We start from the raw sequence: 26,604 nt of genomic DNA on the forward strand, positions 1-26,604 counted from the left end.
GTTTGATTGGTTTTACAACATTTGGTCAATCACTGCGCTGAAGCGCAACGCTACATTTTGGTAGCCCTCCTGGTCCGGGTGGATTTCATCAGCCCACTGATAAGGTTTGACTGCACCGCGCAAGTCTACATGTGTAACCTGATCGAAATCTTCACATACGGCCATCAACCGCTCATTGAAAGTATCGATGAGGTAGTTAACAATCGCCTGCCGGTCCTCAGGCGCCTTGATACCCTGTTGCGTCATCGGTTTGCCCAGCCAGCTCATCCCTTCTGCGTTCAGCCCTTTGGGAATGACATAATCATACCCGTGGGTGATAATGCGGACTTCAGGTTGTGCTACCTTTAGCCGCTGAAAGACTTGCCGGTACAACGCCATAATAGCATCAAGCTCGTCCTGCAGCCGTTGGTTGAGGAAACGTTCCGGCTTTTCGCCCGGTGCCGCTGCTTCTACCTCCCCGAAAGGTAGCAAAAAGTCCTTAAACTGATCGCCTAATATATCATTGCCTCCTCCGCTTATGAGAAAAAAAGCGGGCCTCTTGGGCGCTTCCCCAAGTGACGCTGCCACCTCCTGCACAATTACCTGCAGGTCGGTAAAGGCATCGAGGTATTCGCCCGACATGAGGTAGTTGCGCATTTCGTCACCGGCAGCGCCCCGGCTGAAGATATTGTAACTCAGGCTCAGGTGGTCTATAATCTCCATGATCGTGGGGTGCTGAAACCAGGAGTCTCCTTCTGAAACCATCAGCGGGCGGTCGTAGAACTTCCGAAGCCGGCGCTTGAAATCACGACTCCTTTGATACCTTGCCCAAGTATTGGCAGCCCCCAGCAAGGTATTCCAAAACAAGCTCTTGCTGCGTGTTCTTTCCTGATCAGCGGTAATCAGCTGTATTTCAGGCCGGAGGACCAGCTTTGCGTCCAGCCCGTCGGTATCCAGGTACAGCCCGGCTGCCAGGGGCGCACGCTCCGGGTCTGACAGCCATTGCTTGAGCGCATCTTCCTGTACCGTATTGTAGTTGGGGTTGAGGATGCGAATGCCAATCCGCTGCGTTGTCCAGTCTTTTACAGGCTCTCCACCCAGGTCCGGCAGCATCCGGCTGCGGGGGACAATGAGGTGGTCATAGGCGATCTCAGATTCGGTGCTGACCAATAGCTTGAACCAGCCCTGCGTGTAGGGGCGGTTTTGGAATTGCTCTTCTGCCCCCACCGTGTACGGGATAACGCCTCCCCGGTGCCCAAATAACCAAAGGCTTTGCCCGGGTTCCAGTTTGGTGATGGGCTGTTCTACCAGCCCGGGGGTGTACTTACGGTCTACCGAGAGGACACTCTTGCATTGGTCGCTGAGCACCAACAAGCACAAATACAAGGGGCGGTCAAATTGATTGGTCAGGCGCACTTTTACCCTGGCCTGCAGTTTACCACTTGCTTGGTCGCGCACGATTTGATCAATCAGGAAGTCTTCACCATCGGGTTGTACGGTGCCCCAGGTGCCTGCTTTTTCCTGCAGGACTTCCACGCCAACCGGCGGGTGCCCGAGTACTTTGAGCTGTGGATTGTGAAGACTGTACGTGAAGGTCCAACGGGCGGCCATCTGTACCTGCCCGATCAGCTTCTCCAGAATGGAATCCTCATCAACGGTTTCGAAAGAGAAGACCTCACCAAATACCGGGCGGAAAGGGTCAAACTTTCGCGTCATGTAGACCAGCCCGTCCCTGAAATGGATCACAAAATCAGCGTTAACTTCGGTCGATGTAAGAAGTACGGTTTTTGGTAGCGCTCTTAGTGCAGTTAGGGTGCGCTTTAGCATTGGCTCCTCCCCCATTGCATCTTCTATAAAGATATGTATAGGGTAGTTTTGCATAGAGGCCACCAACACTTTGTAATTTTTGGCTTTGTCCAGGTTGCGGCGTTGCTCAAAGTCGATGTCCAGCGTGCTACTCACGTCCATAGCTTCCCCGACCTTACCATCAATCGTCTCGCCGCCTTCCAGTTGAATTTGAGCATCATCCCCACCAGATAAACCGTGCATCTGCCCCATATTGAGCAGCCAGCCTTCGGTCGTACTGTAGTTGGCTCTGCCATAGCGCCGCCCGCTTGGGTCTACCTCTTGGTTCAAAAAGCCCCGATATAGCAAGTCCATACCTGCTCCGAGAGTAGCAAACTGCGGATGCTGCGCGTGCTTAAATCGGATGTAGTTGGAAAGCAACTGATGCAGGGTCGTATAGTCTATGCTCCCTCCCGTTTGTTCCAGCACTTGTATCAGGTAGGAAGTAAAAACGCCCCGGCCGCCGATTTCCAAAGCCGCCTGATCGTCCTTCGCTGCAGCAAGCTGAACCATAGGCGGACTCGGGATCAGATCCGACAGCCCTGCTCCGGACAATTGCCCGGGCTGAAAGGCATCCGCAAATAGAAAATCCGACCATTCACGTTGCGGGAATACATAGGTGAACCGCCGTTCCCGGGTATCTTCCTGCTCCAGCCCCAGCGACCGTACATTATCCCCCGAATGGCAGCAATCGAAAATGGTGAGCAGATGCGGGGACTGCTCGTTGGGCCGGTAGAAAGCCTGATTGAGGAGAAAGCGCAGTTCTTTATCCGCCATCAGGGACAAGGGGGCACCCGCAGGCGCATAACAGGCAATAGACTCCAGGCAGCCGTCCCGCTCTTCGGTCCATACGCCGGGATCTGCCCGTTCTTGTGCACCATGACCAGAAAAATACAGCAACACGACATCCTCCGGCCGGGCTTGTCCCAGGTGGTTTAATATGCCATCAGCAATGGCTGATTTGGTGGCCTGTGCATCAAACAAGGTTTTGAGGCTTCCATCCGTGTCTAGGCGAGGGTCGCTTTCCAGGTAGGACTGCAGGGCACGGGCATCCGGCACACAACCGGATAAAGGGCTGCTCGGATAATCGTTGACTCCGATCAACAGCGCCCACAACTTAGTCATGTTGCTCATTTTGATAGGTTTTGTAGGGTTTCTGCTTTCAAAAATGAAACTTTTTTTTGATATGACGAAAATTGCCACTCTTTAAATGACAGAAAAAACTTGAGGGGCCATTTCTTGTTCCTTTATTTTGTCACCCTTTTATCAGGGCAAACCCAATTATAAATGAAGCGAGGCATTTCAAGGGGATTGCAGACAGTTGGGCCCCGGAAATAACAGACAATCCTTTACCTTTGCAACAAGATTTAACACTTTCAATGAAAACTGAAAGTTTAGAAAGATTGTTTGAGCAAATAAGAAAGCAAGAATATGACCCTCACTGCAAGAAAAATTGACCACATCCTGCAAGACCAGACGCTGGCTGCCCCACTACGGGCGATTGCGGAAAAAGTCCTCAACGATGAGCGCATCACACCCCAAGAAGGGCAGCTCCTGTTTGAGGAAGGTGAGCTCGGCTACCTGGGCGCCCTGGCCAACTATCAGCGGGAAAAGCGGCACGGCAACCGCACTTACTTCAACCGTAACTTCCACGTGGAGCCTACCAACGTCTGCCTGTACACCTGCACCTTTTGTTCTTACTCCCGCCTGATCAAAAAGCGGGAAGAAGGCTGGGAATACAGTCTGGAGGACATTCTGGACATCGTAGAAAAGTACGACGATGAGCCCGTTACAGAAGTGCATATTGTTGGTGGGGTGCTCCCGCAGTATGATGTGAAGTTCTACACGGAGCTTTTCAGAGCAATCAAGCAGCACCGGCCGTCGCTTCATGTAAAGGCGCTGACGCCGGTGGAGTACCACTACATCTTCAAGAAAGATAAGGTATCTTACGAAGAAGGGATGCGGATGATGAAAGAAGCCGGCCTCGAGAGCATGCCGGGCGGGGGCGCAGAGATTTTCCACCCCGAAATCCGCGATCAGATAGCGGGCGGCAAATGCTCGGGCGAGCAGTGGCTGCGTATTCATGAAATCTGGCACGAGCTGGGCATGCGCTCCAATGCAACGATGCTCTACGGGCATATCGAAAAGTTTGAGCACCGCATCGACCACCTGGAAAAACTGCGGCAACTGCAGGATAAGACAGGTGGCTTCCAGACGTTCATCCCCCTCAAGTTCCGCAACAAGGACAATCAAATGAGCCACGTTCCGGAATCCACAGTGGTAGAAGATATGCGCAACTACGCCATTAGCCGGTTGTACCTCGACAATTTCGACCACATCAAAGCTTACTGGCCGATGATTGGCCGCAATGTGGCACAAATGCTGTTGAGCTTTGGCGTAGACGATATTGACGGCACCATTGACGATACCACGAAAATCTACAGCATGGCTGGCTCAGAGGAACAGACGCCCGCCATGAGTACCCGGGATTTAGTCAACCTCATCCGCCGCGTTGGGCGGGAGCCGATAGAACGCGATACGCTTTACAACGTCATCAAAGACTACACCGACCACGTTTTTGAGGAAGATGAACAATTTAAGGGGTACACCTCTTTACCCGTTGTAAATCGATAGCATGAATAAACACGTATATATTGTCCGGCACGGGCAGACCGAGTTTAACCGCCTGGGTATTGTACAGGGTTCAGGAGTGGACTCTTCTCTAAACGAGGTGGGCAAAATGCAGGCCCGTGCTTTCTATGAACATTATCGGTCTGTCGGCTTCGATGCCATCCTGACTTCCACCCTCCGGCGCACCCACGAAACAATGGCTCATTTTATAAAGGATGAGCTGCCCTGGGAGCAATTTGCCGAAATCAACGAGATCAGTTGGGGCACACACGAAGGAAAAACGAGTACGCCCGATATGCACCTGCAGTACAAAGAAGTGACCGAAGCCTGGAACGCCGGTGATTTCGATGCCCGCCTGGAAGGGGCTGAAAGTGCCCGGGAAATGGGCGACCGCTTGTCGCGCTTTGTCGACCTGCTCAGCCAACGCCCGGAAGAGCGCATCTTGGTTTGCAGTCACGGCCGGGCAATGCGCGCGCTAATGTGCCTGCTCAGCGGGAAGTCTCTTCAGGAGATGAATACATTCAAGCACCACAATACCGGTCTGTACAAAGCGGCTTATCAGGAACAGCAGTACACTTTCCTCCTCGAAAATGATATCGCCCATCTCGAGCACCTGAATATCAAACAAGATTGATGGATAAAATACGCGTTACGGCGGTTTCTTATCTCAACACCAAGCCTCTGCTCTACGGTCTGCTCAATAGCCCACTTGCTGCTCAGCTGGACCTGGAGCTGAATATTCCAGCGGTTTGCGCCGAGAAACTGACACAGGGTCAAGCCGATCTGGCGCTGGTCCCGGTGGCCGTATTGCCTGAACTACGCAGCCCACATCTTATTTCAGACTACTGCATTGGCACAGTCGGAGCGGTCAAAACGGTCTGCATCTACAGTGATGTGCCCCTGGAAGAGGTAGAAACGATATACCTCGATCATCACTCGCGAACTTCAGTGCAGCTCACGAAAGTGTTGCTGCGCGACTATTGGAAGCTCTCTCCCACCCTGATACCTGCCAAAGATGGGTACATCAAAAAGATTGGCGACCGGACCGCCGGGCTCGTTATCGGTGACCGGACAATCGGGCTGGAACAGCAGTTCGAATACATTTATGATCTTGGGGCCGTCTGGATGGAACATACCGGGCTGCCTTTCGTATTTGCCGCCTGGGTCAGCAATCGTGCGCTGCCTGCGGCTTTCGTGAAGCGCTTCAATAAAGCCCTCGCTTCCGGTGTGGCCCAAATTGAAAAGCTCAAATACTTACTGCCTTCGCCTCATCCCGATTTTAGTGTGGAGGAGTACTTTACCAAATACATTAGTTATCAGTTTGACGCCCCTAAACGGCAGGCGTTGAAGCAATTCCTGGCTGCTATTGCTGATGAAGCACCAGCCGTCAGTGTTGCCGGACTTTAAATAAGTAAACACATATGAGCCAATCTCACGAATACGCCACCCTCGGCGGTGGCTGCTTTTGGTGCCTGGAAGCCGTCTATCAGGAAGTCAAAGGGGTACTCCGGGTTACTTCCGGCTACGCCGGTGGCACCAAAGAGAACGCCAATTACAGCGCCGTCTGCTCCGGCAGTACACAACATGCCGAAGTGGTTCAGGTACAGTTCGACCCGGAAGTCATTTCCTACGCTGAAATCCTGGATATCTTCTGGACCATTCACGACCCGACGACTCCCAATCAGCAGGGCAATGACCGGGGGCCGCAGTACCGGTCGGCAATCTTTTACCACGATGAGGCACAGAAAACCGCGGCGGAACAGTCTATCAGGGAAACGGCTCCACAGCTTTGGGACAACCCTGTGGTCACGCAATTGGCTCCCCTTGAGGCCTTCTACCCTGCTGAGGTCAGTCATCAGGATTATTACCGGAAGGTCGGCAACCGCAATCCTTACTGCACCTTTATCATCACCCCAAAGGTGAAAAAATTCCGGGAGCATTTTGCGGATAAACGTAAGTAATTGAACAAGGTAATTTTTTGATATTCAAATAGTTATCGTACAACCTCTCAGGTCAGGTCTTCACCGGCCTGTCTCTGCTGATCATCGTTTGGGCTGCCTCAATCCTTGGCGGTTGTCAGATTTGGTGTTACCTTTCCGTAGAAACCGACTTTTAAACTTATGAAAATAGCGATTCCCAAGGAGGGCACTGACCCTCGCGTAGTACTGGCGCCCGATGCCGTTGGCAAACTAACGGATTCGGGCATTGAGGTCTGCTTGGAACGAGGAGCCGGGCAAGGGGCTTTCTATGCAGACGATGACTACGATGGCGCAACGGTCCTGGACCGGGAAGCTTTGCTGAAAGGTGCCGATATGGTGCTGAGCATCCACCCGCTCCCCGATGCCGACCTGGCCAAACTTAAACCCGGAGCCATTGTCACTGCCGAATTCAAACCCTTCGCAGATCCGGAAGTCGCCGACCGTCTGCGGGCCCATGAGCTGAAAGCCTTCAGCCTGGACATGATCCCACGGACGACCCTGGCGCAATCGATGGATGTTCTGTCCTCTATGGCTTCTATTGCGGGCTACAAAGCGGTGCTGGAAGCTTCCCGCCTCCTACCCCGCTATTTCCCAATGATGATTACCGCTGCAGGCAGTATCCGGCCGGCTACCGTGCTGGTCCTGGGTGCCGGTGTGGCGGGTTTGCAAGCTATTGCGACTGCCCGGCGGCTGGGCGCTCAGGTGGAAGCCTTTGATACCCGCTCGGCAGCCAAAGAGGAAGTCAAAAGCCTTGGTGCTAAGTTTATCGAAATAGAGGGTGCCAAGGAAGACACCGGTGCCGGTGGTTATGCCGTTGAGCAGTCCGAAGAATTCCTGAAGCGGCAGCGGGAGGAAGTTCAAAACCGGGCCATGAAAGCGGATGTCATCATCACCACGGCTCAGGTTCGTGGGCGCAAAGCCCCACTGCTCGTCCCCAAAAGCACGGTAGACCAGATGAAGCCCGGCTCGGTCATCGTAGACCTGGCGGCTTCCACCGGCGGCAATTGCGAGCTTACACAAGACAACCAAACCATCGTCCACAACGGGGTCAGCATCCTGGGGAATTCTAACCTGGCAGCTCTGATGCCACAGAATGCCAGTCAGTTGTACTCCAATAACGTGGTCAATTTCCTGAAAATTCTGGTCAAAGACGGAGTGCTGAACCTCGATCTCGGGAACGAGATCATCCGGGGCGCTTACATCACCCCTGCACCCGAGGCCAACGAAAACGAATAATCATGGATACCTTTATTCAGTTTTTCAACGATGAGGGCAACCTGCTGCTCATCTATCTGCTACTCTTTACCATTATTCTTGGCTTTGAAGTCATTTCCAAAGTACCGACGGTGCTCCACACGCCCCTCATGTCGGGGGCGAATGCCATTTCGGGCGTGGTGATTATTGGTGCCATCCTGCTCATCCGGCAGGCTGAGCCCGATGACTACCTGACCCTGGGGCTGGGCTTTCTGGGTGTCATTCTTGGAATGGTCAATGTGGCGGGCGGTTTTGCGGTCACCGACCGTATGTTGGAAATGTTCAAAAAGAAAAAGTAACCCATCATGATTATCGACTTTATCATCAATATAGCCTACCTGATTGGGGCATTAGCTATTGTTTGGGGCCTTCGTCTCCTCAGTTCACCGGATACAGCGAGACGGGGCAATACGGTAGCCGGCGTGGGCATGGTCATTGCCATTATCGCTGCGATCGGGCAGCCGATTGAAGGCGCTTCCAATAATTATTTGTGGATCATTGGTGCCCTCATCATTGGCGCTATCGTAGGGCTGGTTTCTGCAAAAAAGGTACAGATGACCGCTATGCCGCAGATGGTCTCCATCTTCAATGGTCTGGGAGGTGCCTGTGCGGTCGTTTTGGCGTATGCCGAATTGGTGCCCTACTACAGCGGTATCAAGGAACTGGACATGGCCGGGCTGATTATCATTTTGCTGGCCCTCCTCATTGGCGGTATTTCCTTCACCGGCAGTATGCTGGCTTTCGCCAAATTGCAGGGGCTGGTCTGGGACAGTACTATTACCCTGCCCCGGCACGATATCGTTAATATGGTGCTGCTGCTCATTACTTTGGGCCTGGGTGGCTACCTGGTCTTCAGTGGCATGGAGGGCGGATTGCTCATGGGCTCCGTGTTCATGGTATTGGCACTGATCTATGGTTTCTCCTTCGTCGCTCCAATTGGCGGAGCAGATATGCCGGTCGTTATTTCCCTACTCAACTCCTTCACCGGGCTTTCTGCGGCGGTTACGGGCCTGATTTACGGCTCCCAGTTCATGCTGGTTGGCGGTATCTTGGTCGGTGCTTCGGGCACCATCCTTACCGTACTCATGTGCGAAGCCATGAACCGTTCCCTGATTAACGTGCTCGTTGGTGGCTTCGGTGGTGGCGATGGTCCCGCCGGTAAAGGCGCTGATGGTGATCAAGTTGCTAAAGAAGTGACTTTAAATGATGCTGCCATTCAGTTGTTTTATGCTCAGAGCGCTATCATCGTACCTGGCTACGGCTTGGCCGTTGCTCAGGCGCAAAAGGTCTGTAAGGAAGTGGACGAACTGCTGGAGAAGAACGGTGTGGAAGTCCGCTACGCCATACATCCGGTGGCAGGCCGTATGCCGGGCCACATGAACGTCCTCCTGGCCGAGGCAGATGTCCCTTATCCTAAACTACTCGATCTGGAAGAAGCTAACGACGCCCTTAAGAACACCGACATGGTGGTCATTGTAGGGGCTAACGACGTGGTCAACCCAGCGGCTGAAGATGATCCTGGCAGCCCTATCTATGGCATGCCGGTGCTCAAGGTATGGGAGGCTAAAAACGTAATTGTTCTCAAGCGGAGCATGCGCCCGGGCTACGCGGGCATTCAAAATCCGTTGTTCTTCCACGAAAGGACCCGTATGCTGTTTGGGGATGCGAAGGATACGCTGAGCAATCTGGCTTCGGAGATTAAGAATTTATAACCGTATCGACTTGGGCGCTACCCCTGTGCATATGCACCCTATTGAGTTGCGAATGTACAAGCCAAAGACGCCGGGAGCACTGTGCTCTCCCGGCGTTTTCTATTGAGGCACTGCAAAACAAGGCGCTGAGGTTAGTCTATGCCCCCAGCTGATCGAACCGGCTCAGGTCCAGGTGCTCAATAATGCGAATCAGCTTATCTGCATAAGCCTTATCGGTAGCATAGCCCGCCTTTTTCAGACCGCGCGCCCAGCCTTTGTAGTCAGAAATGCGCAACCGTTGCAGATGCTTGTACCGCTCTCCATTGAGCAGCTCAGAATGCGCCCGGAAGCTCTCCTTTACATCCCCAAATACCCGGAACATATCGTAGATATCGTCGTCTGAATAATTGCGGCAGGTACAGCCCCGGCATTGGCGCTTGCACTTGATGCCAAAATGGTTATTGGACTCCTTGGCAAGCAGGCTCTCTCCGGCGTTGGATTCCAGCAGCCCCTGAGCCAGGGTAATGCTTGCCGGGACTCCGTAGTCTTCCATTTCCCTAATCGCCAGCATTTTGTACTGCTCCAGATAAGCCTCTACTTTGGCATTGACCGCCTCTGCCACCTCCGGGCGCACGTGGTGGCGCTCGGCGTAGTCTTCGTTGAGCACGAAGGTAAGGTTTGGGAAGTCCTCAGGTTGACGGGAATCCCACTTGATCTGTGAGACATTTTGTTGGGTGTTGGCGCGCTTTTCAGCTTTGTAATTGGCGGGCAGCGCCTGCCCAAACGACGGCATGATGCCCTGTTCTGCGACTGCAACCGGTTGCTCGATGCTATTCAGGTTAAACTGAATGCTAATGTTTTTAAAAAACAGAATGTAAATCCCCAGGCCCAGGAGGACGCCGTTGAACCAGTTGCGGTGAAGGGCGTCCGCCAGAGCTTGAAGGGACAGGGTGTTGTTGTGGGTACTTTTGCTTTCCATGTCTTGTCCCATTTTTGTTTTAAGAAATGCGTTCTGTTGCAAATCTAAAACAATTAATGTTTAAAATCAAGACAAGAAAACAATTTGGTTGTTATTTTTTGAAAGTATCCGCCACGATCAACTCCTTGGTACCATGTCCGTAGGCGTAGAAACCTTCACCGGACTTTGCCCCGAGCTTGCCAGCCATAACCATATTCACCAGCAGCGGGCAAGGGGCGTATTTCGGATTACCGAAACCTTCGTACAGTACATTCATAATAGACAGGCAAACATCCAGCCCGATAAAATCTGCCAACTGCAGAGGCCCCATTGGGTGTGCCATGCCGAGCTTCATCACGGTATCAATCTCTTCCACGCCGGCTACACCTTCGTGCAGGGAGATGATGGCCTCATTGATCATGGGCATCAGGATACGATTGGCCACAAACCCCGGGTAATCATTGACCTCCACCGGTACTTTGCCCAGCTTACGGGACAAGTCCATGACCGTATCCGTGGTCTCATCGGTGGTCGCGTAGCCCCGGATAACTTCCACCAGCTTCATCACCGGCACGGGGTTCATAAAATGCATGCCGATGACCTGCCCGGGGCGTTCGGTGACCGCAGCAATTTTGGTAATGGAAATAGAAGAAGTGTTGGTTGCCAGAATGGCTTGCTTTGGGGCTGCTGCGTCCAGGTCTTTGAAGATTTTCAGCTTGAGGTCTACACGCTCGGTCGCAGCTTCCACGACTAGATCAGCCTCTGCAACTCCTGTTTTAATATCGGTATATTTGGTCAGATTGCCGAGGGTCTTTTGCTTAACCTCCTCGGTGATCCGCTCCTTTTTGAGCATCCGGTCGAGGTTCTTGGTGATGGTCGCGATCGCTTTGTCGAGCGCCTCTGCGGAAACATCCACGAGGTTGACGTTGTAGCCGTTCATGGCAAAAACGTGGGCGATGCCGTTGCCCATTGTGCCGGCACCGATGACTGCAATATTTTTCATGAATTCGGTTTTATTTTCGGTGGGCGAAGATAACGAACTTGACTAAAAACTACTTACAATGCTCAAAATCGTTCTTTTGAGCGCACGCTGCGTTCCGCGTGCCTTGGACCACAGTAGCTCTGAGCCAATTTAAAAAAAGCCTGCACGTTGTGGTACGTACAGGCTCTTTGTCAACAATCGGGGTATTATTGGGTGATCTCTAACAAGCGGGTTTACTGCTTAATCAGGCGCAGGGTTTCCGTGCCCTGCTCGCCGCGCACCTGCAGCATTAGCATACCGGCAGGCACGTCCGACAGGTCGAGGTCGATCTGCTGCCGTCCGGCGCTCCAGTTGTAGGACTGCTGCCAGAGGGCTTGTCCGTTCAGGTTGAGCAGGCGCAGTTCATAGGCGCCTCCCTGCTGAAGGTTTAGATCAAGCGTAGCTTGTTCGTGGGCGGGGTTCGGGTAAGCCTTGATCTGGCCAAGTGGTTGTTCAAAGTTTTCTTCCGTATTAACCGCCATCAGGAAGGAAGGCTGACCGGTAAAGCCATTGATTACCGGATTGATGGTCACAGTGAAAGTTGCCACACAACCATCCAGTGTCGTCATCGTCAGCGAAATTCCGTAGTTGCCCGGTGCAGCATAGGTGTGCACCGGCATGGCTTCCGTGCTTGTAGTGCCGTCGCCGAAATCCCAGAAGTAGTCTGCTTCGAAGTCAGAAGAAAGGTTCAGGAATGCGTAGGTCAGGCTATCGGTTTTGAAGGGCAGGAAAAGGGCCAGGCAGCCTTCGTCATAGAATATGTCAAAATCGGTCAGGATGATCATACTCATGCTGCTGGTGCAGTCGCCGCTGGTCGTTGTTAGTGTGACCAGATAAAGCCCAGGCTGAGTATAGGTATGAACGGGGTTTTGCTCCGTGCTGCTATTGCCATCGCCAAAGTTCCAGAACCAGGAGTCGGTGTCATTGCCCATGGACATATCCATGAAAGTAAAAGACAGCAGGTCATCTTCGTCCTGCTCGAAGGAGAACATCGCCTGGCAGTCAGGCCCGCTGCCGGCACCACCGCCACTACCAATAAAGACCGGATATACCAATGTGCTGCTGCAATCTGAGCTTGTGGTGATGGTCAACTGCACTTCTACCATTCCATCAATGGTGTAGTTGTGTACCGGATTTTGTTCTGTACTGGTATTGCCATCGCCGAAGTCCCAGAACCACTCCGTAATCTCCCCGTCGTCTGCAAAGGAATAATCAAGGAATTGCAATTGTCCGGGCACATCCGTTTCTACAATATCGAAAATGGCCTCACAGAACGCATTGCCGCCGCCGTTACAGGGCGCATATTCATCTGGGCCGAAACCTTCACATTCGGCATAGCAGTCATTTTGGAAGACCAGCTCAATGCCGTTAGGCAGCGTAACACAGACTGGGGCATACACCTGATAGCAATTGCAATCACTGGGTTCGTCACAGTCAAAAAAGACAGACGCATCGTAGCCCTCGCACTCGGCAAAGCAGGCATTGGGGAAAGTCAGGATTTGCCCGGAAGGTGTAGCTACGCACACCGGATCGAAGAAATCATCACAACCGCAGGGCGGATCAATATTGCAGTCCATAAACTGATCAGGCCCAAAGCCCTCACATCCCGCATAGCAGGGGTTCAGGAAGCTGAGCGTATCGCCGTTCTCCACCACGCATACCGGATCGTAGATAGCCGGGCAAATGCAGCTGTCATCGCCTTCGCAATTGACAAAGTCATCCGCTGTAAAACCTTCGCATTCTGCCACACAGGCATTAGGGAACTCAAAAGTAATACCGGGGATCAATTCCACACAAACCGGGTCAAAAACGAGCGGGCAGTCGCAATCGTCAAAGTTGCAATCTTCGTAAATATCTTCCGGACCGTAGCCGGAACAAATGGCTACGCAGGCACTGGGCAAGGTGATGATCACGCCAGCATCATTGATCACACAAACCGGGTCGAATACATCATCGCAGTTGCAGGGGCCGCCATTGCCGTTCTCTACCCAGACCGGCTGGGTATAAGTACTTGTGCAACCACTTTCCGTCACGATAGTTAGAGCAACTACATAAGCGCCAGGTTCCGCAAAGGTAAAGCTGGGGTTCTCAAGACTGGATGCGGTTCCATCCGGCAATGTCCATTCGAAACTAGTGATACTGTCACCGTAAGTAAAGGATAGGTTGAAGAAATCCAATGTCAGGCCGTCCACTCCGGCTTCGTAGCTAAAAAAGGCTTCGCAGAGATCAAATCCGTTATCGCTGCAGTCCACGAGATCATCAACACCATATCCGGCGCACTGTGCGTAGCAGAAGGTTTCAAAGAGCTCCACCATGCCCGGGGCGACCTCGATGCAGACCGGGTCGTACTCATTCCAGTCGCAATCGCAAGGTACGAAGTCGTCTACAAAAACCGGGCTGGTATAAGTAGAGGTGCAGGTATCCGATGTAATGCTTAGCGACACTTCATAAATGCCCGTTGCGGCGTAGGTGTGAATAGGCGAAGCCTCATCGCTCGTATTCCCATCGCCAAAGTCCCACGCCCAGGAGTCAATAGGCGTTGAAGTACTGGACAGGTCAAAGAACTGCACTTCGAAAGGGTCGACGCCAATTTGCTCAACAAAGAAGAAAGCTTCGCAGTGCTCTGGCGGTGGCGGTGGGTTGATATCGCTGCATACAATCAGGTCAACGCCAGTTGCAGAAGTAAAGTCCTCTAACAGCACCAACGCTTCAAAGAGTACTGTGCCCGTGCAGAAGTCCACCACACTGACGGTAGCAGGCAAAGTGGGCGAATCAGAAAAATCATGCTCGAAAGTAAAGGTGTAGCTACCGTCGTCTTCGGTAACGGTGCTCATCAATTCGTCAATGGAGAGCAAAAACAACTCCACTTCAAATCCTGGAAGCGGCTCTTGGTTTTCACCAAACAGAAGGCTTCCGGAAACGCTGAGTTCTGTAGCGTAGCTATTGAAGATACTACAGAGGGATAACAATAAAACAGTTAGGGTTCTCATAAAATCGGGTGATTAATTATTGAATCGGGTGATTAATAAACTCTATTGAATGATGTACAAAAGTTGTTCACTTAACAGTCCGTCGCTTTGCTGCAGGCGGACCAGGTAGTAGCCAGTAGGCCAGCTGCCCGGCACGGCAAGCTCAAAGGTGGGCGTACCGGGCTGTTGGTCATAAACCGGCTGCCCCAGCATATTGAATACACAGATGCGTTCAATGTCTTTGGGGGCTCCAACCAGCACCCGCCCGTTGCTTACGGGATTGGGCAGGAGCCGCATATCCCCCGCTTCCTCCGCAGCGGTCTGCGTGACCAGAAAACTAGGATTGTAAACCGTAAGCATTAGGCTGTCTGTCACTACAGGTTGGAGCTCCAGGCTGTCGTCAACGAGCATGACTTCCCGGATTTTCAACAGGATTTGGGTGCTGTCGGCCTGCATGAAGGTGATCAGGTCATCCTCGATGACGATGGACAACATCCCTACCCTGCCCGCTGCAGCAGTGGGGTTAACCCCATAGCGAGTTGAAGCCGTCTTCAGCCGGTCAGTCTGACTCGTACTGATGGTTTGGAAGCGGAAGGATTCTGAGGTGCCGCCCAGCCAATCCTGATCGTAGTTGAGGGAAATGCTTTGAATGTAGTTTTTATTGAAGGCAATCTCGAATGCCAGCCCGTTTACCTCGGTGGGCAGGTTTGGGTAGTCCAAATCCAGGGCGATATTGACAATCGAACCCGCAGTAAGCGGAGGGTTCAGCAAATCAGGCGTAAAGGTAAGCGCCGCATCCATGCCCGGTACAGCAGCAGGGAAAACAACCGGGACCGGTGTGGAGTGGCTTTGCCCGAAATTGGTCACCACCGCCAGCATATCTGAAAGGTTGACCTGTCCGTTGCCATTGGCATCGGCGTGGGCATAGCCTACGCCATTTGGAAAGGTTTGTTGCCAATCTAAAGAAACTGGCATTTCTTCGAATATCGTCCCGGTCTCAATCCGCGCCGGTCCGGCACTGCCGTATGCGTAGCCGGTGTAAAGCACATCTGCCTGATCGACTTTGCCGCTGTTGTTGGCATCGCCCGGGTAAACCTGCGCCTGCAAGCTCGTCGCGATGATCCAAAAAGTTGCTATCCAAAATATCTTCCGCATGGGTGATTGCTTTTTCTCACGCTACAAATGTAAGGGGAAGGTGGAGGGGGTACAACTACATTTTTTTATATTTGTAAATGTATAAATCCTAAGCTAATCAAAATATAAACACTGGTTATCAGTATTTTATGATATGTTTAGGTTCAGATAAATATTTAAACCTGAGTTTTCCTGCTCTGATTTGTCGGCTTTTTGTCCTTTGCTTTCTTCAAGGATGTATTTCAGCTGAATATTGAGCAGCAGCTTGGTAAAATGACTGGAGTATGAATACCTCACCGGATAGGCCCACGCTGATATTGTTTTTTTGCTTTTTACTCCCGGCATTAATAGGTGGGCAGGAAAACTGGGTCAAGGTTTTGGGCTCTGAAGGGAAGCAGTATCATCTTAACACGCTGGTTGCAAATAGAAATGAAAAAATCCTGGTTGCAGGCAGTCAATGGAGCAACGATGACCCTCAGCCCTTTATCACCTGCATTAATCCTCAGGGAGAGCACCTCTGGACAAAAGTGCCGGATATCAAAGGGCATATTTGGGAAGTAACCGAACTGGACAACGGAGACCTGGCTGCATTATACAGCATTTATGACAATTTAGCCAATAGCTATTCGGATTATCACCTTATGAGGCTTAGTAGTGATGGTACGCCTCAGTGGTCCATCAGAATAATGGAGTACACGGTTGCCCCTCCGGATATCATTGCAATTGATGACGATGTAATACTATTGCATGCTTCAACGAATGTATTCGATCAATACCTGGTAAGGTTAGATTCATCCGGGCAGACCGTTTGGTCAAAATGCATTAAAAATGATTTGGCTACCCGGGGGAGTAATTTAGTACGCACTGACGATGGAGGCATGGTATTTCAGTATTTTGCCCTTGGCGGTAAGGATGTGATTATTAAGATCAATGGAGACGGCGTTCTGCAATGGGTGAGAAATGCCCCTTCGGCCAGTTTGGCTCCTTACCTGGAATATGCCGATGGAGACCTTTTGTACGGGGGGTTCTCAATGGACAGTCAAACTGCTGCCACTTGCTTTGTCAGGAGCAAACCCGATGGTACCATTGTTTGGTCCCGAATAATTGATGCCCCTTACGATCTCGGCTATCTGGCCAATCCCATTCTTCTTGAAGACGGTTCAGTTTTAGTCAGTATTGAGAATACGGAGAACTTTAAAGGCGGCCTTCTAAGAATTGATGCGCTCGGAAATGCAGAGTGGATAAAAATGTTTTTTGATTTTTCTACCCGGCGCTTCAATCACCTTGCCAAGACAGACGATCAGTCCATATTCTTGCTCCAAAACCAGCTATTTACGCCAGTCTCGCCAATTATTCGTACCAATGCATTCGGAGAGCTTGAAGAATGCAGGTTTGAATCTCTTTGCTATTCGACTCAGGAGTGCCCTATTACCTTTGAGGACGCTGCAATTGAGCTGGTTGATACCATCATCACTTTTCCTCCTTTTTCTCCTATCTCATTTGTTGAGGATACTGCAACACTGGTTGACTTCTGCCCGGAGTGCCCATTCCCAAGTTCTTTCTTCGAAGCACCTGATACCCTTTGCGTAGGCGATTGTTTTCAGCCGGAAATCCCCTGCAATGCCGGAGCCTCGGGCTATTCATGGTTTATGAGCGGCACTTCGCCTGATTCCTCTTTTTTTCCTGTTCTTGGTGATTTATGTTATGAATCGACAGGTACCTACACCATAAGCCGTATCATCAATACCAATACCTGTCCGGATACTTTTTCCAGAACTATTGTTGTGATTGATGCCCCAAATTATGGAGTGCCGAAAGACACCACCCTTTGCGATCCTCCGCCATTCGTGTTAGATGTTTCGCATCCTCGTGCAGTCAATTACCTTTGGGAAAACGGAAGCACCTCAGCCGGGCGGGAAATCCTTAGCGGTGGCAACTACCGCCTTTCCATTACGGACCGCTTTTGCGGCGAGCAGGCGATTGATATTGAGGTTAGCTTCTTTGATGAAATTCACGCTGAACCTCCCCTTTATCTTGGAGAAGACACTACCATCTGCCTGCAATCGCCCCTGACCTTGAATGCCCTCCACCTGGAGGCTGCCCAATGGTTGTGGCAGGATGGAGCAACGGAACCTGTTAGAAGTGTACAGACAGCAGGCACCTATATTGTCTCTGCCCAGGTTCAGGATTGCTTAGTATCGGATACTATTAATATTGCAGTGGAAGATTGCGCCGCTAAAATTTATTTCCCAACGGCATTTAGCCCAAATGGCGATGGTATCAACGACTACTTTTTCCCACAGGGGGACGGGTTCGAGCCCATTATTATGAGGGTATTTGATCGTTGGGGAGGTATGGTATTTGAGGGAAACAGGAATCATTCAATCTGGGATGGGCAAATGAACGGGCAGCCGGTAACTTCAGGTTTATATACCTATGTAGCCCAATTTCGGGAGCTGGCAAGCGGGCGTAAGGTAGCCCGGCAAGGCCATGTTCTACTCCTTCGGTAAAAGCAACTGAGGATTCTCTAAAAAACAAGGCATATCTGATCCATGAAAAGCACCAAGCTCCTCCAATTCCTCCAGACCCTTGACGGCTACGACTGGCGCAGCCTGCTTTCTTTTGTGGAGCGCCCCTTCCACAATCCCAATCCGGATGCGCACCGCTTACTGGCCCATTTACACGCCCTGTGGACAGAGGAGTGGAAACCTGAAACATTGGAACGGGAAGCCGTATTTAAAGCGCTGTTCCCAAAACAGCCTTACCGCTACCAAATGCTCAATCAGCTGATGAGCGACCTGCTGAAACTGGCAGAAGACTGGCTGGTTTGGAAGCGCCTGCAGGAGGACACCGCCCTTGCCGAACAAATCAAGGCGGAAGAACTGGTCCGGCTCCAATTGGGCAAGCACTACCGGCAAGCCAACCGCAAAGCCAGCGATGCGCTGGAAAAGGCACCTTTAAGCCCTACGCATCACTTGCAAAGCTGGCAATTGCTCGACCTGGCCGAACAGCAGTTTTTCCGGCAAAATACCCGGCAGCCTACCCCCTATTTGCAGGAAGCTAACCGCGCCCTTGATGATTTCTTCATGCTACAGAAGCTGCAGTACACCTGCGAGATGCTCAACCGGCAGCGCCTGATTGATCAGGATTTTGATCCCACATTGGTGGAGCCCGTGATCAACCATTTGTCTGGACAAGACCTTAGTCAAAAACCACTACACCAGCTTTACTTATACCTCTATCAGATGCTGCAGGCACCCGCCCGGCATCAGGAGACTTTTTTCCATTATGTGGGCTTGTTCCGGGAATGGAGCGCCCGGCTGAGTTCGGAAACCGCCCGCCCCCTACTCTATTACGCCATTAATTATTGTATTGGCAGGATACGTGAGGGCGAACGGTCTTTTGCGCCACATTTACTGAATTTGTATCAGCAGGGAATTGATGAGGAAATTCTGATTGAGGAAAAGCAATTGTCGCCCTGGACCTACAAAAACATGGTCAAGCTGGGGCTGAACCTGAAAAGATACGACTGGGTGGAGGATTTTGTCAAAGTTTACTCCGACTATCTGCCCGCTGATCAGCAAAAGGATGCGCTGCATTACAATCTGGCCGAGCTTTACTTCTTCAGGGCAGACTACGAGGCCGCTCTTGATCAGCTCCGGCAGGTGGAGTTCACGGATATCCACTACAACCTCGGCAGCCGGACGCTGCTGGCCAAAATCTACTATGAACAGGGCGCCTGGGATGCACTCGAAGCTTCGCTAAAGGCTTTTCAGGTATTCCTGCGGCGGAACCGGTCGATCTCCACAAAAGTAAAAACGCCCTATACAAATTTCATCCAGCTTTCCGGGGCGCTGCTACGGCACCTACCGGAGTCGTACCCAAAGCTCAGGGCTAAAGTTGAAGCCACCACGCCTCTCAACAACCGGGACTGGCTGCTGGCCAAGCTAAGCTAAAACAAGCTTACTCCCGGCTGCGCTTCAGGCTCTCCTGGTTCTCAAAGTCATAAAGCGTCAGGCGGCGCAAGTCATAATAAGCCAGCCAAAAGTCGCGCAGGGCGCTCACGTAGGCGGCACGGGCGCTTGCTTCCTGACTAATGGAGATATTTAGGTCGGCAATTGCGATCTTGCCTATCCGATACCGCTGCCGGGTGATTTCGAGCTGGCGGCGGGCCACATCGTAGGCACGCAGGGCAAGGTCCACCTGATTGCGCAGGAGGCTGAATTGCTGAACCTTGATCAGGATTTCCTGCTCGAAGTTGATCCGGTTTTGCTGTACCTGCAACTGCGTCAATTCCTGGTTAGAGCGGGCGATTTCTCTCCTGGACTTGGCTTTGCCCCAATCGGCAATTGGTACGTTCAGTCGTATATTCAGCCGTTCCTGATCGAGCGGGTCCACGTAGGCATCCCCAAACATATTGGCAGTTTGAGAAAGGGCGAAGTAGCCGTTGATGTCAGCAGAAGGCCCAGTCGTGCCCCGGGCACGGGCGAGTTCTCTTTCTGCCTCCCGCAGTTGGCGCTCAAAACCAATGGACTCACTCCGGTTTTGGCGGGCGAGGCTCAGCGCCCTGTCCGCATCGATGTCAAAAACCGGAATTCTGCCAGGCGTGGCAGGCTCAAAGTAGACCGCTTCCTGAATACCGAGGAAGTTGCGCAGAGCCTCCGTGCTCGTCTGTAAATCAAGCATACTTGACGCCAGTGAGGCGTCCGCATTCATAGCGCTCAGCTCGATCTGCAACAGTTCTGTTTCGGCAATCCGCCCTACATCAAAACGGCCCCGGGAAATAACGAGCAGGGTATCCGCATCCCGTTTATCCCGGCGGGCGGCATCGAGGTTGAGCTGGGCAACCAGCACATCAAAGAAGAGCACAGCAGCGTTGTAGGCTACATTCTCCACATCCTCTGAATATTCCCGCTGCGCTTCTTCGTAGACCAGGGGTTGTATCTTCTTGGCCCACTTCAAGGCATTGAACTGAAAAAGCGGCTGCTGAAAACCAATAGCAAAAGGGGTACTCAGGTAAGAAGTAGACCCCGGGTTATTGTCGGTTTCAAAGATATCAATCCGCTCCAGGCCGGTCTGTGCAAAGATAGAGCCACCGGTCAGGGCCACATCCTGCTCCAGGCTGAGGTTCGCCAGGTTGCTCATCAGGGCCCGGTCGATGAAGGCATCAGAACCGTTGGGCAGCGTAATGGTCTGAATGGAGCGGTTCAGATTGGGCAGGGTCGCCCCAAAACTGATTTGTGGCCGGTAATCGGCGAGGAAGGACTGATAGCGCCAAAAGCCGTTCTTGACGGCCGTTTGAGCAATCTGTACATCAGGGGCCCCGGTTTGAGCCATACGGACCACTTCTTCCAGCCCCATGCGCAAGGTGTCAGGCTGCGCATAGGAGATAGTCGTAGCCAGGCTGAGGCAAAAAAGGAAAAACAGTTGTTTCATCGGGATTTGATTTTTTAGTCAGAGCGAAGCGCTTTGATCGGATCTTGCTTAGCGGCTTTCCGTGCCGGGAATAGCCCAAACACCAATCCGATACTCGCCGCCACTCCAAAAGACAACACAATACTCCAGGCAGAGACAATAGTCGGGATTTCGGCGTAGGACGCAATGGTCTGAGCCGCTGCCACACCGAGCAGTACCCCAATCAGGCCTCCAATCAGGCTAATAAAAACCGCTTCGAATAAGAATTGCAAAATGATATCCATTTGGGTGGCGCCTAAAGAGCGCCGAACCCCAATTTCCTTGATGCGTTCGAGCACGGAGGCCAGCATGATATTCATAATTCCGATACCGCCCACCAGTAGTGAAATGCCGGCAATGACCGCCAATACCAGGTTGAAGGTATCCTGTGTTTGTTGCTCCTGCTCCAGGAGCAGCTCCGGCACCTCGATTTCCACATCGGGCACTTCCAGGTGCCGTCTTTTGAGCATACGGGCAATCACGTCAGCGCTGGCCCGCAGCTTTTTGCTATCGTCTACCCTGACCACAAGGCGGTCCAGCTGATGGTAGTTCTTAGCCTGATTGCCCTCGCTGTTATCCCCAAGGTCTTCGTTCGTAATGAGCGCCCGGTTCCGGAAACGGAGCAGGGCGGTACTGACCGGGATGTAAATATCTGAATTGTAATCGCGTATGCCCAGACGGGAGAGGCTTTCCTTTGAGGCATTGCGTTTTTGCAGTACCCCAATGACCCGCAGCCAGGTTTTACCGCACTTGATCAGTTTGCCAATAGGGTCTTCTTCACTGAAAAAGCGCTTTTGAACCTCCCTGCCAATAATGCAAACCGCCTCCCCACGCTCCAGGTGTATGGGTTGGAAGGCTATCCCCCGCCCGATTCCGAGGCCGTTGAGTTCAAAAAAGGCATTATCAACGCCTATGCACCGCCCCTTTTCCTGCCTGCCCGCCCGGACTACGCTCACATTCATGATGATCTCCGGGCTCAGCTGGTCAACGGTAGGTACGGTCTTGCGGATAGCCGACAAATCGGCCAGGCTCAGCCCGGGGGAGTAAGGCTTTTTCTCCTCCTCTTCTTCTCCTCCGGAAGCAGATTCCCCGCCACTTTCCGGGACAACGGCGTTGATGACAATATTATTGGTGCCGATCAGCTTCATCTGGTCCAGGATCGACTGCTTCGCCCCACTGCCGATCGCCAGCATGGCAATCACTGCACCTACCCCGAAAATAATGCCCAGAGCTGTGAGGAAAGAACGGAGTTTGTTGGCATTTACGCCTTCCACAGCCAGCAGGAAGTTGAATAGTACGCGCTGCATAATATCAGGTTTTGCCTGCCGGCCTTTTATTCGAAGATGATAATCCCGCCACCGCCTTTATTGCGGTTGGTCGGTGGCTCAATGTCTTTTACAGAATTCTTACGGCGCAAGGCTTCGGCTTGCCGTTTAGCCTCTTCCTCTTTTTGCTGTTTACGGATATCCTCCTTGATTTTGGGGTCGACCGGGACGAATGCCGCTTCTTCAGCGCCAGGCGGAGGTACCAGATAAATCTGATCGCCCTCTGACAAACCATACATAACCATGATTTCATCAGCATTAGCCAGGCCGGTGATGACTTCCTGCCGGACTACGCCCGCGCCGCTATCCTTATATACGAAGTTAAGGCTGTCTGACTGCAGGCCCTCAAGGGGAATAGAGAGCACATCCTCGTAGGTGCCGGTCAGGATCTCATTGCTCGTCGTCATCGCTGGGCGGAGGATGGAGTCGGATTCATTGACCTGTACCACGACTTCAAATACTTTTGCATCGTAACCGCTGAGCTGTTCGCCAATATTAGCCACCTTAATCACTTTGCCGGTGTATTTACGCTCCGGGAAGGCATCTACCTGAAGGGCAACATCCTGCCCTTCCTGCACTTTACTAATGTCTACCTCGTTTACATAGGTCTGAGAAATCATATCGCTGAGGTCGGGCAGTTCTGCCACGATAGGGTCCCAGGCACTGATACGGGAGCCCGGCTCTTTCTTGCCCCGCCAGGAGCGGGCGTAAATGACCATGCCCGGTTCGGGCGCATTGATGCGGAACTCTTCGGAGAGGTCGGAATAGACTTTGAGCTGCCGTTGGTTTTGCCGCAGTAGCGCATCAATTTCCTGAATTTTAGCAACGGCCTGCTGTTGTTTCAGCTCATACTTCTTTAAGAGCTGCTGAAAGTCGCGCTCAGTCCGTTCCAGGTCGAGCTCGGCCTGCTGAATGACGGAGCGGGGTTCATATTTGCTTTGTTCTACGGCAAGCAGTTTCTCCTGTTTGTTGAATTCAAGGTTGGCCAGCTCGTCCCGCAACCCACGCAGGTCAATAGCCGTGTCGATCCGGGCCTGTTCCAGTTGGGTTTGGATTTTCTCCAGTTCCGTCTGCACGTCGCTCATTTTGCCTGCCAGTTCGGTACGGTCGAGGGAAGCAACGTAGTCCCCGGCTTCCACCACGCTGCCTTCGGGCACCAGGTCAGACAGGGTCGTTTCAAAAATACCAGCTGCCCGCATACCCTGCGGGGCTCTGATTTTAACGGACCGTTTGGCTGCAAGCTCGCCTGTAGCGGTGACTTGTATAGAGAAAGGTTGCCGCCGCACTTCGTACCGCAATTCTTCATCTTGCTCGGTAGCGGTGGAACCTGAAAGGAAATACCATCCTGCCAGGCCAGTAAGGCCCAGGAAGGCCATCAAAATAATGATGCCAGAGCGCTGCATAAGGTGATTTCTTTGATTGGACTAAATTTAAGAAAAAAGGTCTGTAAACTGTTCTGTTTTACATTAACTTAACATTTAAACAAGATACGCAAATAGTTTAAACCGTTGAAAAACAGCTTTTTAGGTATCTTTCAACAACGAACACCTTGTTATCCACATTTTTCGCCCCCTATGTGGAAAGGCTTCCGGGGCAGCCCGATTTTTTTTTGGCCCGCTCAACCCCTTGCCAGCTAGGCAGCTATGCGATAAATTGAAGATTAGCCTCGCTAAAACTTTTCAACATCAGTTTAAAAACCGGCTTTTTTTTGCCAACTTTGTAGTCCTCCGATAGTTAAGGCAACAGATCAAAACATCGGTAAAATGCGACTTGGTTTTATTCATTTCTGATGAAGCCGCCACCCTGCATTATCAAAACTTAACTTACTGATACTCTAGGCTTTAAAAGCCCTATTTATTAAATATCTAAACCTGCAGAATGACAAAGGATCATGCTACAGTCTGGGGTAACTGTCTGCAAACGATTCGCAAGAACGTGAATCAGCAGAGCTTCAAGACCTGGTTCGACCCGATTAAGCCGGTAAGGCTTGATGACAACGCGTTGACGATTCAGGTCCCAAACAAATTCTTTTACGAATGGCTCGAGGAGCACTACGTAAAGCTGCTGAAGACGACTATCCGCCGCGAACTTGGACAGAACGGCCGGCTGGAATACCAAATTCTTACGAAAAGTGCAGTGGCAGCTGCTCCAAACGGAAAGCTAAACTACAACAACGGAAATAGTAACGGGAACGGGGCTACCGCGAAGAAGAACGGAGGCAAGGCGGGCGCATTTGCCCCGGGCATGCTGGACAGCCAAACGATAAAGAACCCGTTTGTGATCCCGGGTATCCGGAAAATCAAGGTGGACCCCCAGCTTAACCCCAATTACCTTTTCGATAACTATATCGAAGGGGACTGCAACCGTCTGGCCCGCTCGGCAGGTGTGGCGATTGCCAAAAAACCGGGAGGTACTTCCTTCAACCCTTTGGTGATTTTCGGAGATGTGGGGCTGGGCAAAACCCACCTCGCTCACGCAATAGGCAATGAAGTCCGGCAGAGCTTCCCCTCCAAGACCGTCCTTTATGTGTCTAGCGAGAAATTCACCAATCAGATCATTCAGTCGATCAAGAACAACGCGGTCAACGACTTCGTCAACTTCTACCAACTGATCGACGTCCTGATTGTCGACGACATTCAGTTCTTGGCCAGAAAACAGAAAACACAGGAAATCTTCTTCCATATTTTCAATCAGCTCCATCAGAATGGGAAGCAGATCATCCTGACTTCCGACCGGGCACCTAAGGACTTGGACGATATGGAGGAGCGCCTGATCTCCCGCTTCAAGTGGGGGCTTTCTGCCGACCTGCAGGCGCCTGACCTGGAAACCCGGATTGCGATCCTGGAAGCCAAAATGAATCAGGAAGGTGTTGAACTGCCGGCTGATGTGACGGAGTTCATTTGCTACAATATCCAAAATAATATTCGCGAGCTGGAAGGTGTGCTCGTTTCACTCATCGCCCAATCCTCCCTCAACCGGCAGGAAGTCGATATAGAGCTGGCCAAACGTGTCATCCGCAATTTCGTTCGCCAAATCAATAAGGAGATCACGGTAGACTACATTCAAAACCTGGTAGCGGAGCATTTTAGTCTGCCCGTTGAAAAGCTGCAGGGCAAAACCCGGAAGCGGCAAGTGGTCATCGCCCGGCAACTGTCGATGTACCTGGCTAAAAACCTGACCGACAAGTCCCTCAAGGCAATAGGGGAAAACTTTGGTGGCCGCGACCACAGCACCGTCATCTACTCCTGCAAAACTGTATCTGACTTAATGGAGACGGATATGATCTTCAAAGACACCGTTTCGGAGCTCGAAAAAAAGATCAAACTGAGCCTCCACGATCAATAACAAGGGCTGCCCTGGAACTTCAAAAAAAGTTTCCGGGTTATACCCTTTGTAAATCAGCAAAATATAGCGCGGTAGTATTTTTGCTGCAAAAAAAGATGCTGCAAGATTTGATTTTTTGATAGACGTTCTTACCTTTGCAATCGCTCAGAAAAACAGACGGCAACGCTGTTGAACCGAGTATAAAAAATTCAGGCAAAAGTGCTTGGATTCCTCAAAAAAAAGCAAGTGATTTAGGGCTTGAAAAAATGGTTCCAACCACTACCCTGCTCACTTTCCAGCTCTCGGGCTGGATAATTCAGATTAACCCGGTGACGTGGGTGAGTGGCTGAAACCACCAGTTTGCTAAACTGGCATACCTTCACGGGTATCGGGGGTTCGAATCCCCCCGTCACCGCTGCAATCATCAAATATAGATCGGGGCGTAGCGCAGTCCGGTTAGCGCACCTGCTTTGGGAGCAGGGGGCCGCAGGTTCGAATCCTGCCGCCCCGACAATCAAAAGACCTCAGGCGAAAGCCCGGGGTTTTGTGTTTTATAGCCGAGCCAAGCGTAGCTTGTGCGAGGATAGAAAATACAAAACGAAACGAATGAAATGAGCGGGGGCTTTTGATTGAATCCCCCCTTAACAGGATCAACGTAGTTAATCCTGCTAATTCTAAATTTTGAATTCGTTCATCCCCTTGTACTTCTCCATGATCTGGGGGTAGCTTTCAGTGAAGTTGCGAATAATAAAATCGAAAGGTACATCCTCGAAATGGCCATAGTCATGCAGGTATTCCATGAACGTGTTGCCTTCCTTGTCATATTCCTGAAAGAGAGAATCATTGTCGCCATCAAATTCCAAAGTTGCCACGTTGCATTTATTGCACAACTCCTTATTAAAAGCGGGAGATACCTTCAGCCACTTGCCTTCTATGAATAAGTTTGCCATTCCATGAGGGGTTAATTCATCAGTGCCGAACTTTTCAATTATTCTTTCCACCCCGATGTGGTTTTTCACTTTAGCGAGATGTATTCTTGC

At 51.6% G+C, this 26,604-nt stretch carries 18 protein-coding genes, 2 tRNA genes and 1 pseudogene; 12 read left to right on the forward strand and 9 right to left on the reverse strand.

Annotation, left to right across the window (positions count from 1 at the left end; genetic code table 11):
* Positions 1–12 precede the first annotated feature (12 nt).
* Positions 13–2,949, reverse strand: coding sequence for a caspase family protein (locus RIC19_RS13825; protein ID WP_350178922.1), 2,937 nt, complete (start codon positions 2,947–2,949; stop codon positions 13–15).
* A 306-nt stretch (positions 2,950–3,255) separates the two neighbouring features.
* Here RIC19_RS13825 and mqnE point away from each other — a divergent pair, with 306 nt between their 5' ends.
* The 7 genes from mqnE (at position 3,256) to RIC19_RS13860 (ending at position 9,400) form a co-directional block, all read left to right on the forward strand.
* Positions 3,256–4,458, forward strand: a complete 1,203-nt coding sequence (gene mqnE, locus RIC19_RS13830) for an aminofutalosine synthase MqnE (RefSeq protein ID WP_350178923.1) — start codon at positions 3,256–3,258, stop codon at positions 4,456–4,458.
* A gap of 1 nt (position 4,459) precedes the next feature.
* Positions 4,460–5,089, forward strand: coding sequence for a histidine phosphatase family protein (locus tag RIC19_RS13835; protein WP_350178924.1), 630 nt, complete (start codon positions 4,460–4,462; stop codon positions 5,087–5,089).
* Entirely contained in the window at positions 5,089–5,862 is a 774-nt protein-coding gene (locus RIC19_RS13840; protein ID WP_350178925.1) for a menaquinone biosynthetic enzyme MqnA/MqnD family protein, read from the forward strand. The genes RIC19_RS13835 and RIC19_RS13840 overlap by 1 nt, the downstream gene beginning before the upstream one ends.
* Positions 5,863–5,876: 14 nt before the next feature.
* Positions 5,877–6,416: a peptide-methionine (S)-S-oxide reductase MsrA gene (gene msrA / locus RIC19_RS13845; RefSeq protein WP_350178926.1), complete on the forward strand. Its 540-nt coding sequence runs from the start codon at positions 5,877–5,879 to the stop codon at positions 6,414–6,416.
* A gap of 159 nt (positions 6,417–6,575) precedes the next feature.
* The gene (locus RIC19_RS13850) at positions 6,576–7,670 is read left to right on the forward strand and encodes an NAD(P) transhydrogenase subunit alpha (RefSeq protein WP_350178927.1); all 1,095 of its coding nucleotides are present in this window, start codon (positions 6,576–6,578) and stop codon (positions 7,668–7,670) included.
* Positions 7,671–7,672: 2 nt separating this feature from the next.
* On the forward strand, positions 7,673–7,987 hold the full coding sequence (locus RIC19_RS13855) for an NAD(P) transhydrogenase subunit alpha part 2 (protein ID WP_350178928.1): 315 nt from the start codon (positions 7,673–7,675) through the stop codon (positions 7,985–7,987).
* A 6-nt stretch (positions 7,988–7,993) separates the two neighbouring features.
* A complete protein-coding gene (locus RIC19_RS13860; protein ID WP_350178929.1) occupies positions 7,994–9,400 on the forward strand; it encodes an NAD(P)(+) transhydrogenase (Re/Si-specific) subunit beta in 1,407 nt (468 codons plus the stop codon).
* Positions 9,401–9,536: 136 nt separating this feature from the next.
* Here the strand turns inward: RIC19_RS13860 and RIC19_RS13865 are convergent, their stop codons facing one another.
* From RIC19_RS13865 to RIC19_RS13880, 4 genes are all read right to left on the reverse strand, one after another.
* Positions 9,537–10,358, reverse strand: coding sequence for a glycoside hydrolase family 73 protein (locus RIC19_RS13865; protein WP_350178930.1), 822 nt, complete (start codon positions 10,356–10,358; stop codon positions 9,537–9,539).
* A 91-nt stretch (positions 10,359–10,449) separates the two neighbouring features.
* Positions 10,450–11,340 carry a 3-hydroxybutyryl-CoA dehydrogenase gene (locus RIC19_RS13870; RefSeq protein ID WP_350178931.1) on the reverse strand — a complete coding sequence of 297 codons (891 nt, stop codon included), beginning with the start codon at positions 11,338–11,340 and terminating at the stop codon, positions 10,450–10,452.
* 212 nt (positions 11,341–11,552) lie between these two features.
* A complete protein-coding gene (locus RIC19_RS13875) occupies positions 11,553–14,348 on the reverse strand; it encodes a PKD domain-containing protein (protein ID WP_350178932.1) in 2,796 nt (931 codons plus the stop codon).
* A 42-nt stretch (positions 14,349–14,390) separates the two neighbouring features.
* Positions 14,391–15,482: a T9SS type A sorting domain-containing protein gene (locus RIC19_RS13880; RefSeq protein WP_350178933.1), complete on the reverse strand. Its 1,092-nt coding sequence runs from the start codon at positions 15,480–15,482 to the stop codon at positions 14,391–14,393.
* A 263-nt stretch (positions 15,483–15,745) separates the two neighbouring features.
* On the opposite strand from RIC19_RS13880, the gene RIC19_RS13885 reads away from it, so the two are divergent.
* Positions 15,746–17,971 (forward strand): T9SS type B sorting domain-containing protein, encoded by a 2,226-nt coding sequence (locus tag RIC19_RS13885; protein WP_350178934.1) that lies wholly within the window; start codon positions 15,746–15,748, stop codon positions 17,969–17,971.
* A gap of 42 nt (positions 17,972–18,013) precedes the next feature.
* A complete protein-coding gene (locus RIC19_RS13890; RefSeq protein WP_350178935.1) occupies positions 18,014–19,417 on the forward strand; it encodes a tetratricopeptide repeat protein in 1,404 nt (467 codons plus the stop codon).
* A gap of 7 nt (positions 19,418–19,424) precedes the next feature.
* Here the strand turns inward: RIC19_RS13890 and RIC19_RS13895 are convergent, their stop codons facing one another.
* From RIC19_RS13895 to RIC19_RS13905, 3 genes are read right to left on the reverse strand one after another with little or no spacing between them, the layout of a single operon-like run.
* Positions 19,425–20,897: a TolC family protein gene (locus RIC19_RS13895; protein WP_350178936.1), complete on the reverse strand. Its 1,473-nt coding sequence runs from the start codon at positions 20,895–20,897 to the stop codon at positions 19,425–19,427.
* A gap of 14 nt (positions 20,898–20,911) precedes the next feature.
* A complete protein-coding gene (locus RIC19_RS13900) occupies positions 20,912–22,222 on the reverse strand; it encodes an ABC transporter permease (protein WP_350178937.1) in 1,311 nt (436 codons plus the stop codon).
* A 26-nt stretch (positions 22,223–22,248) separates the two neighbouring features.
* Positions 22,249–23,643 (reverse strand): efflux RND transporter periplasmic adaptor subunit, encoded by a 1,395-nt coding sequence (locus tag RIC19_RS13905; RefSeq protein ID WP_350178938.1) that lies wholly within the window; start codon positions 23,641–23,643, stop codon positions 22,249–22,251.
* Positions 23,644–24,118: 475 nt separating this feature from the next.
* Between RIC19_RS13905 and dnaA the strand changes: the two genes are divergently transcribed.
* From dnaA to RIC19_RS13920, 3 genes are all read left to right on the forward strand, one after another.
* Positions 24,119–25,585, forward strand: a complete 1,467-nt coding sequence (dnaA, locus tag RIC19_RS13910) for a chromosomal replication initiator protein DnaA (RefSeq protein ID WP_350178939.1) — start codon at positions 24,119–24,121, stop codon at positions 25,583–25,585.
* Positions 25,586–25,892: 307 nt separating this feature from the next.
* Positions 25,893–25,979: transfer RNA gene (locus RIC19_RS13915), tRNA-Ser, on the forward strand.
* Between the two features lie 21 nt (positions 25,980–26,000).
* Positions 26,001–26,075, forward strand: a tRNA-Pro gene (locus RIC19_RS13920).
* Between the two features lie 163 nt (positions 26,076–26,238).
* Here the strand turns inward: RIC19_RS13920 and RIC19_RS13925 are convergent.
* Positions 26,239–26,604: pseudogene (locus RIC19_RS13925) on the reverse strand (transglutaminase); the annotation flags it as partial.

This window comes from Phaeodactylibacter sp., from assembly GCF_040219495.1.
GTDB lineage: Bacteria > Bacteroidota > Bacteroidia > Chitinophagales > Saprospiraceae > Phaeodactylibacter.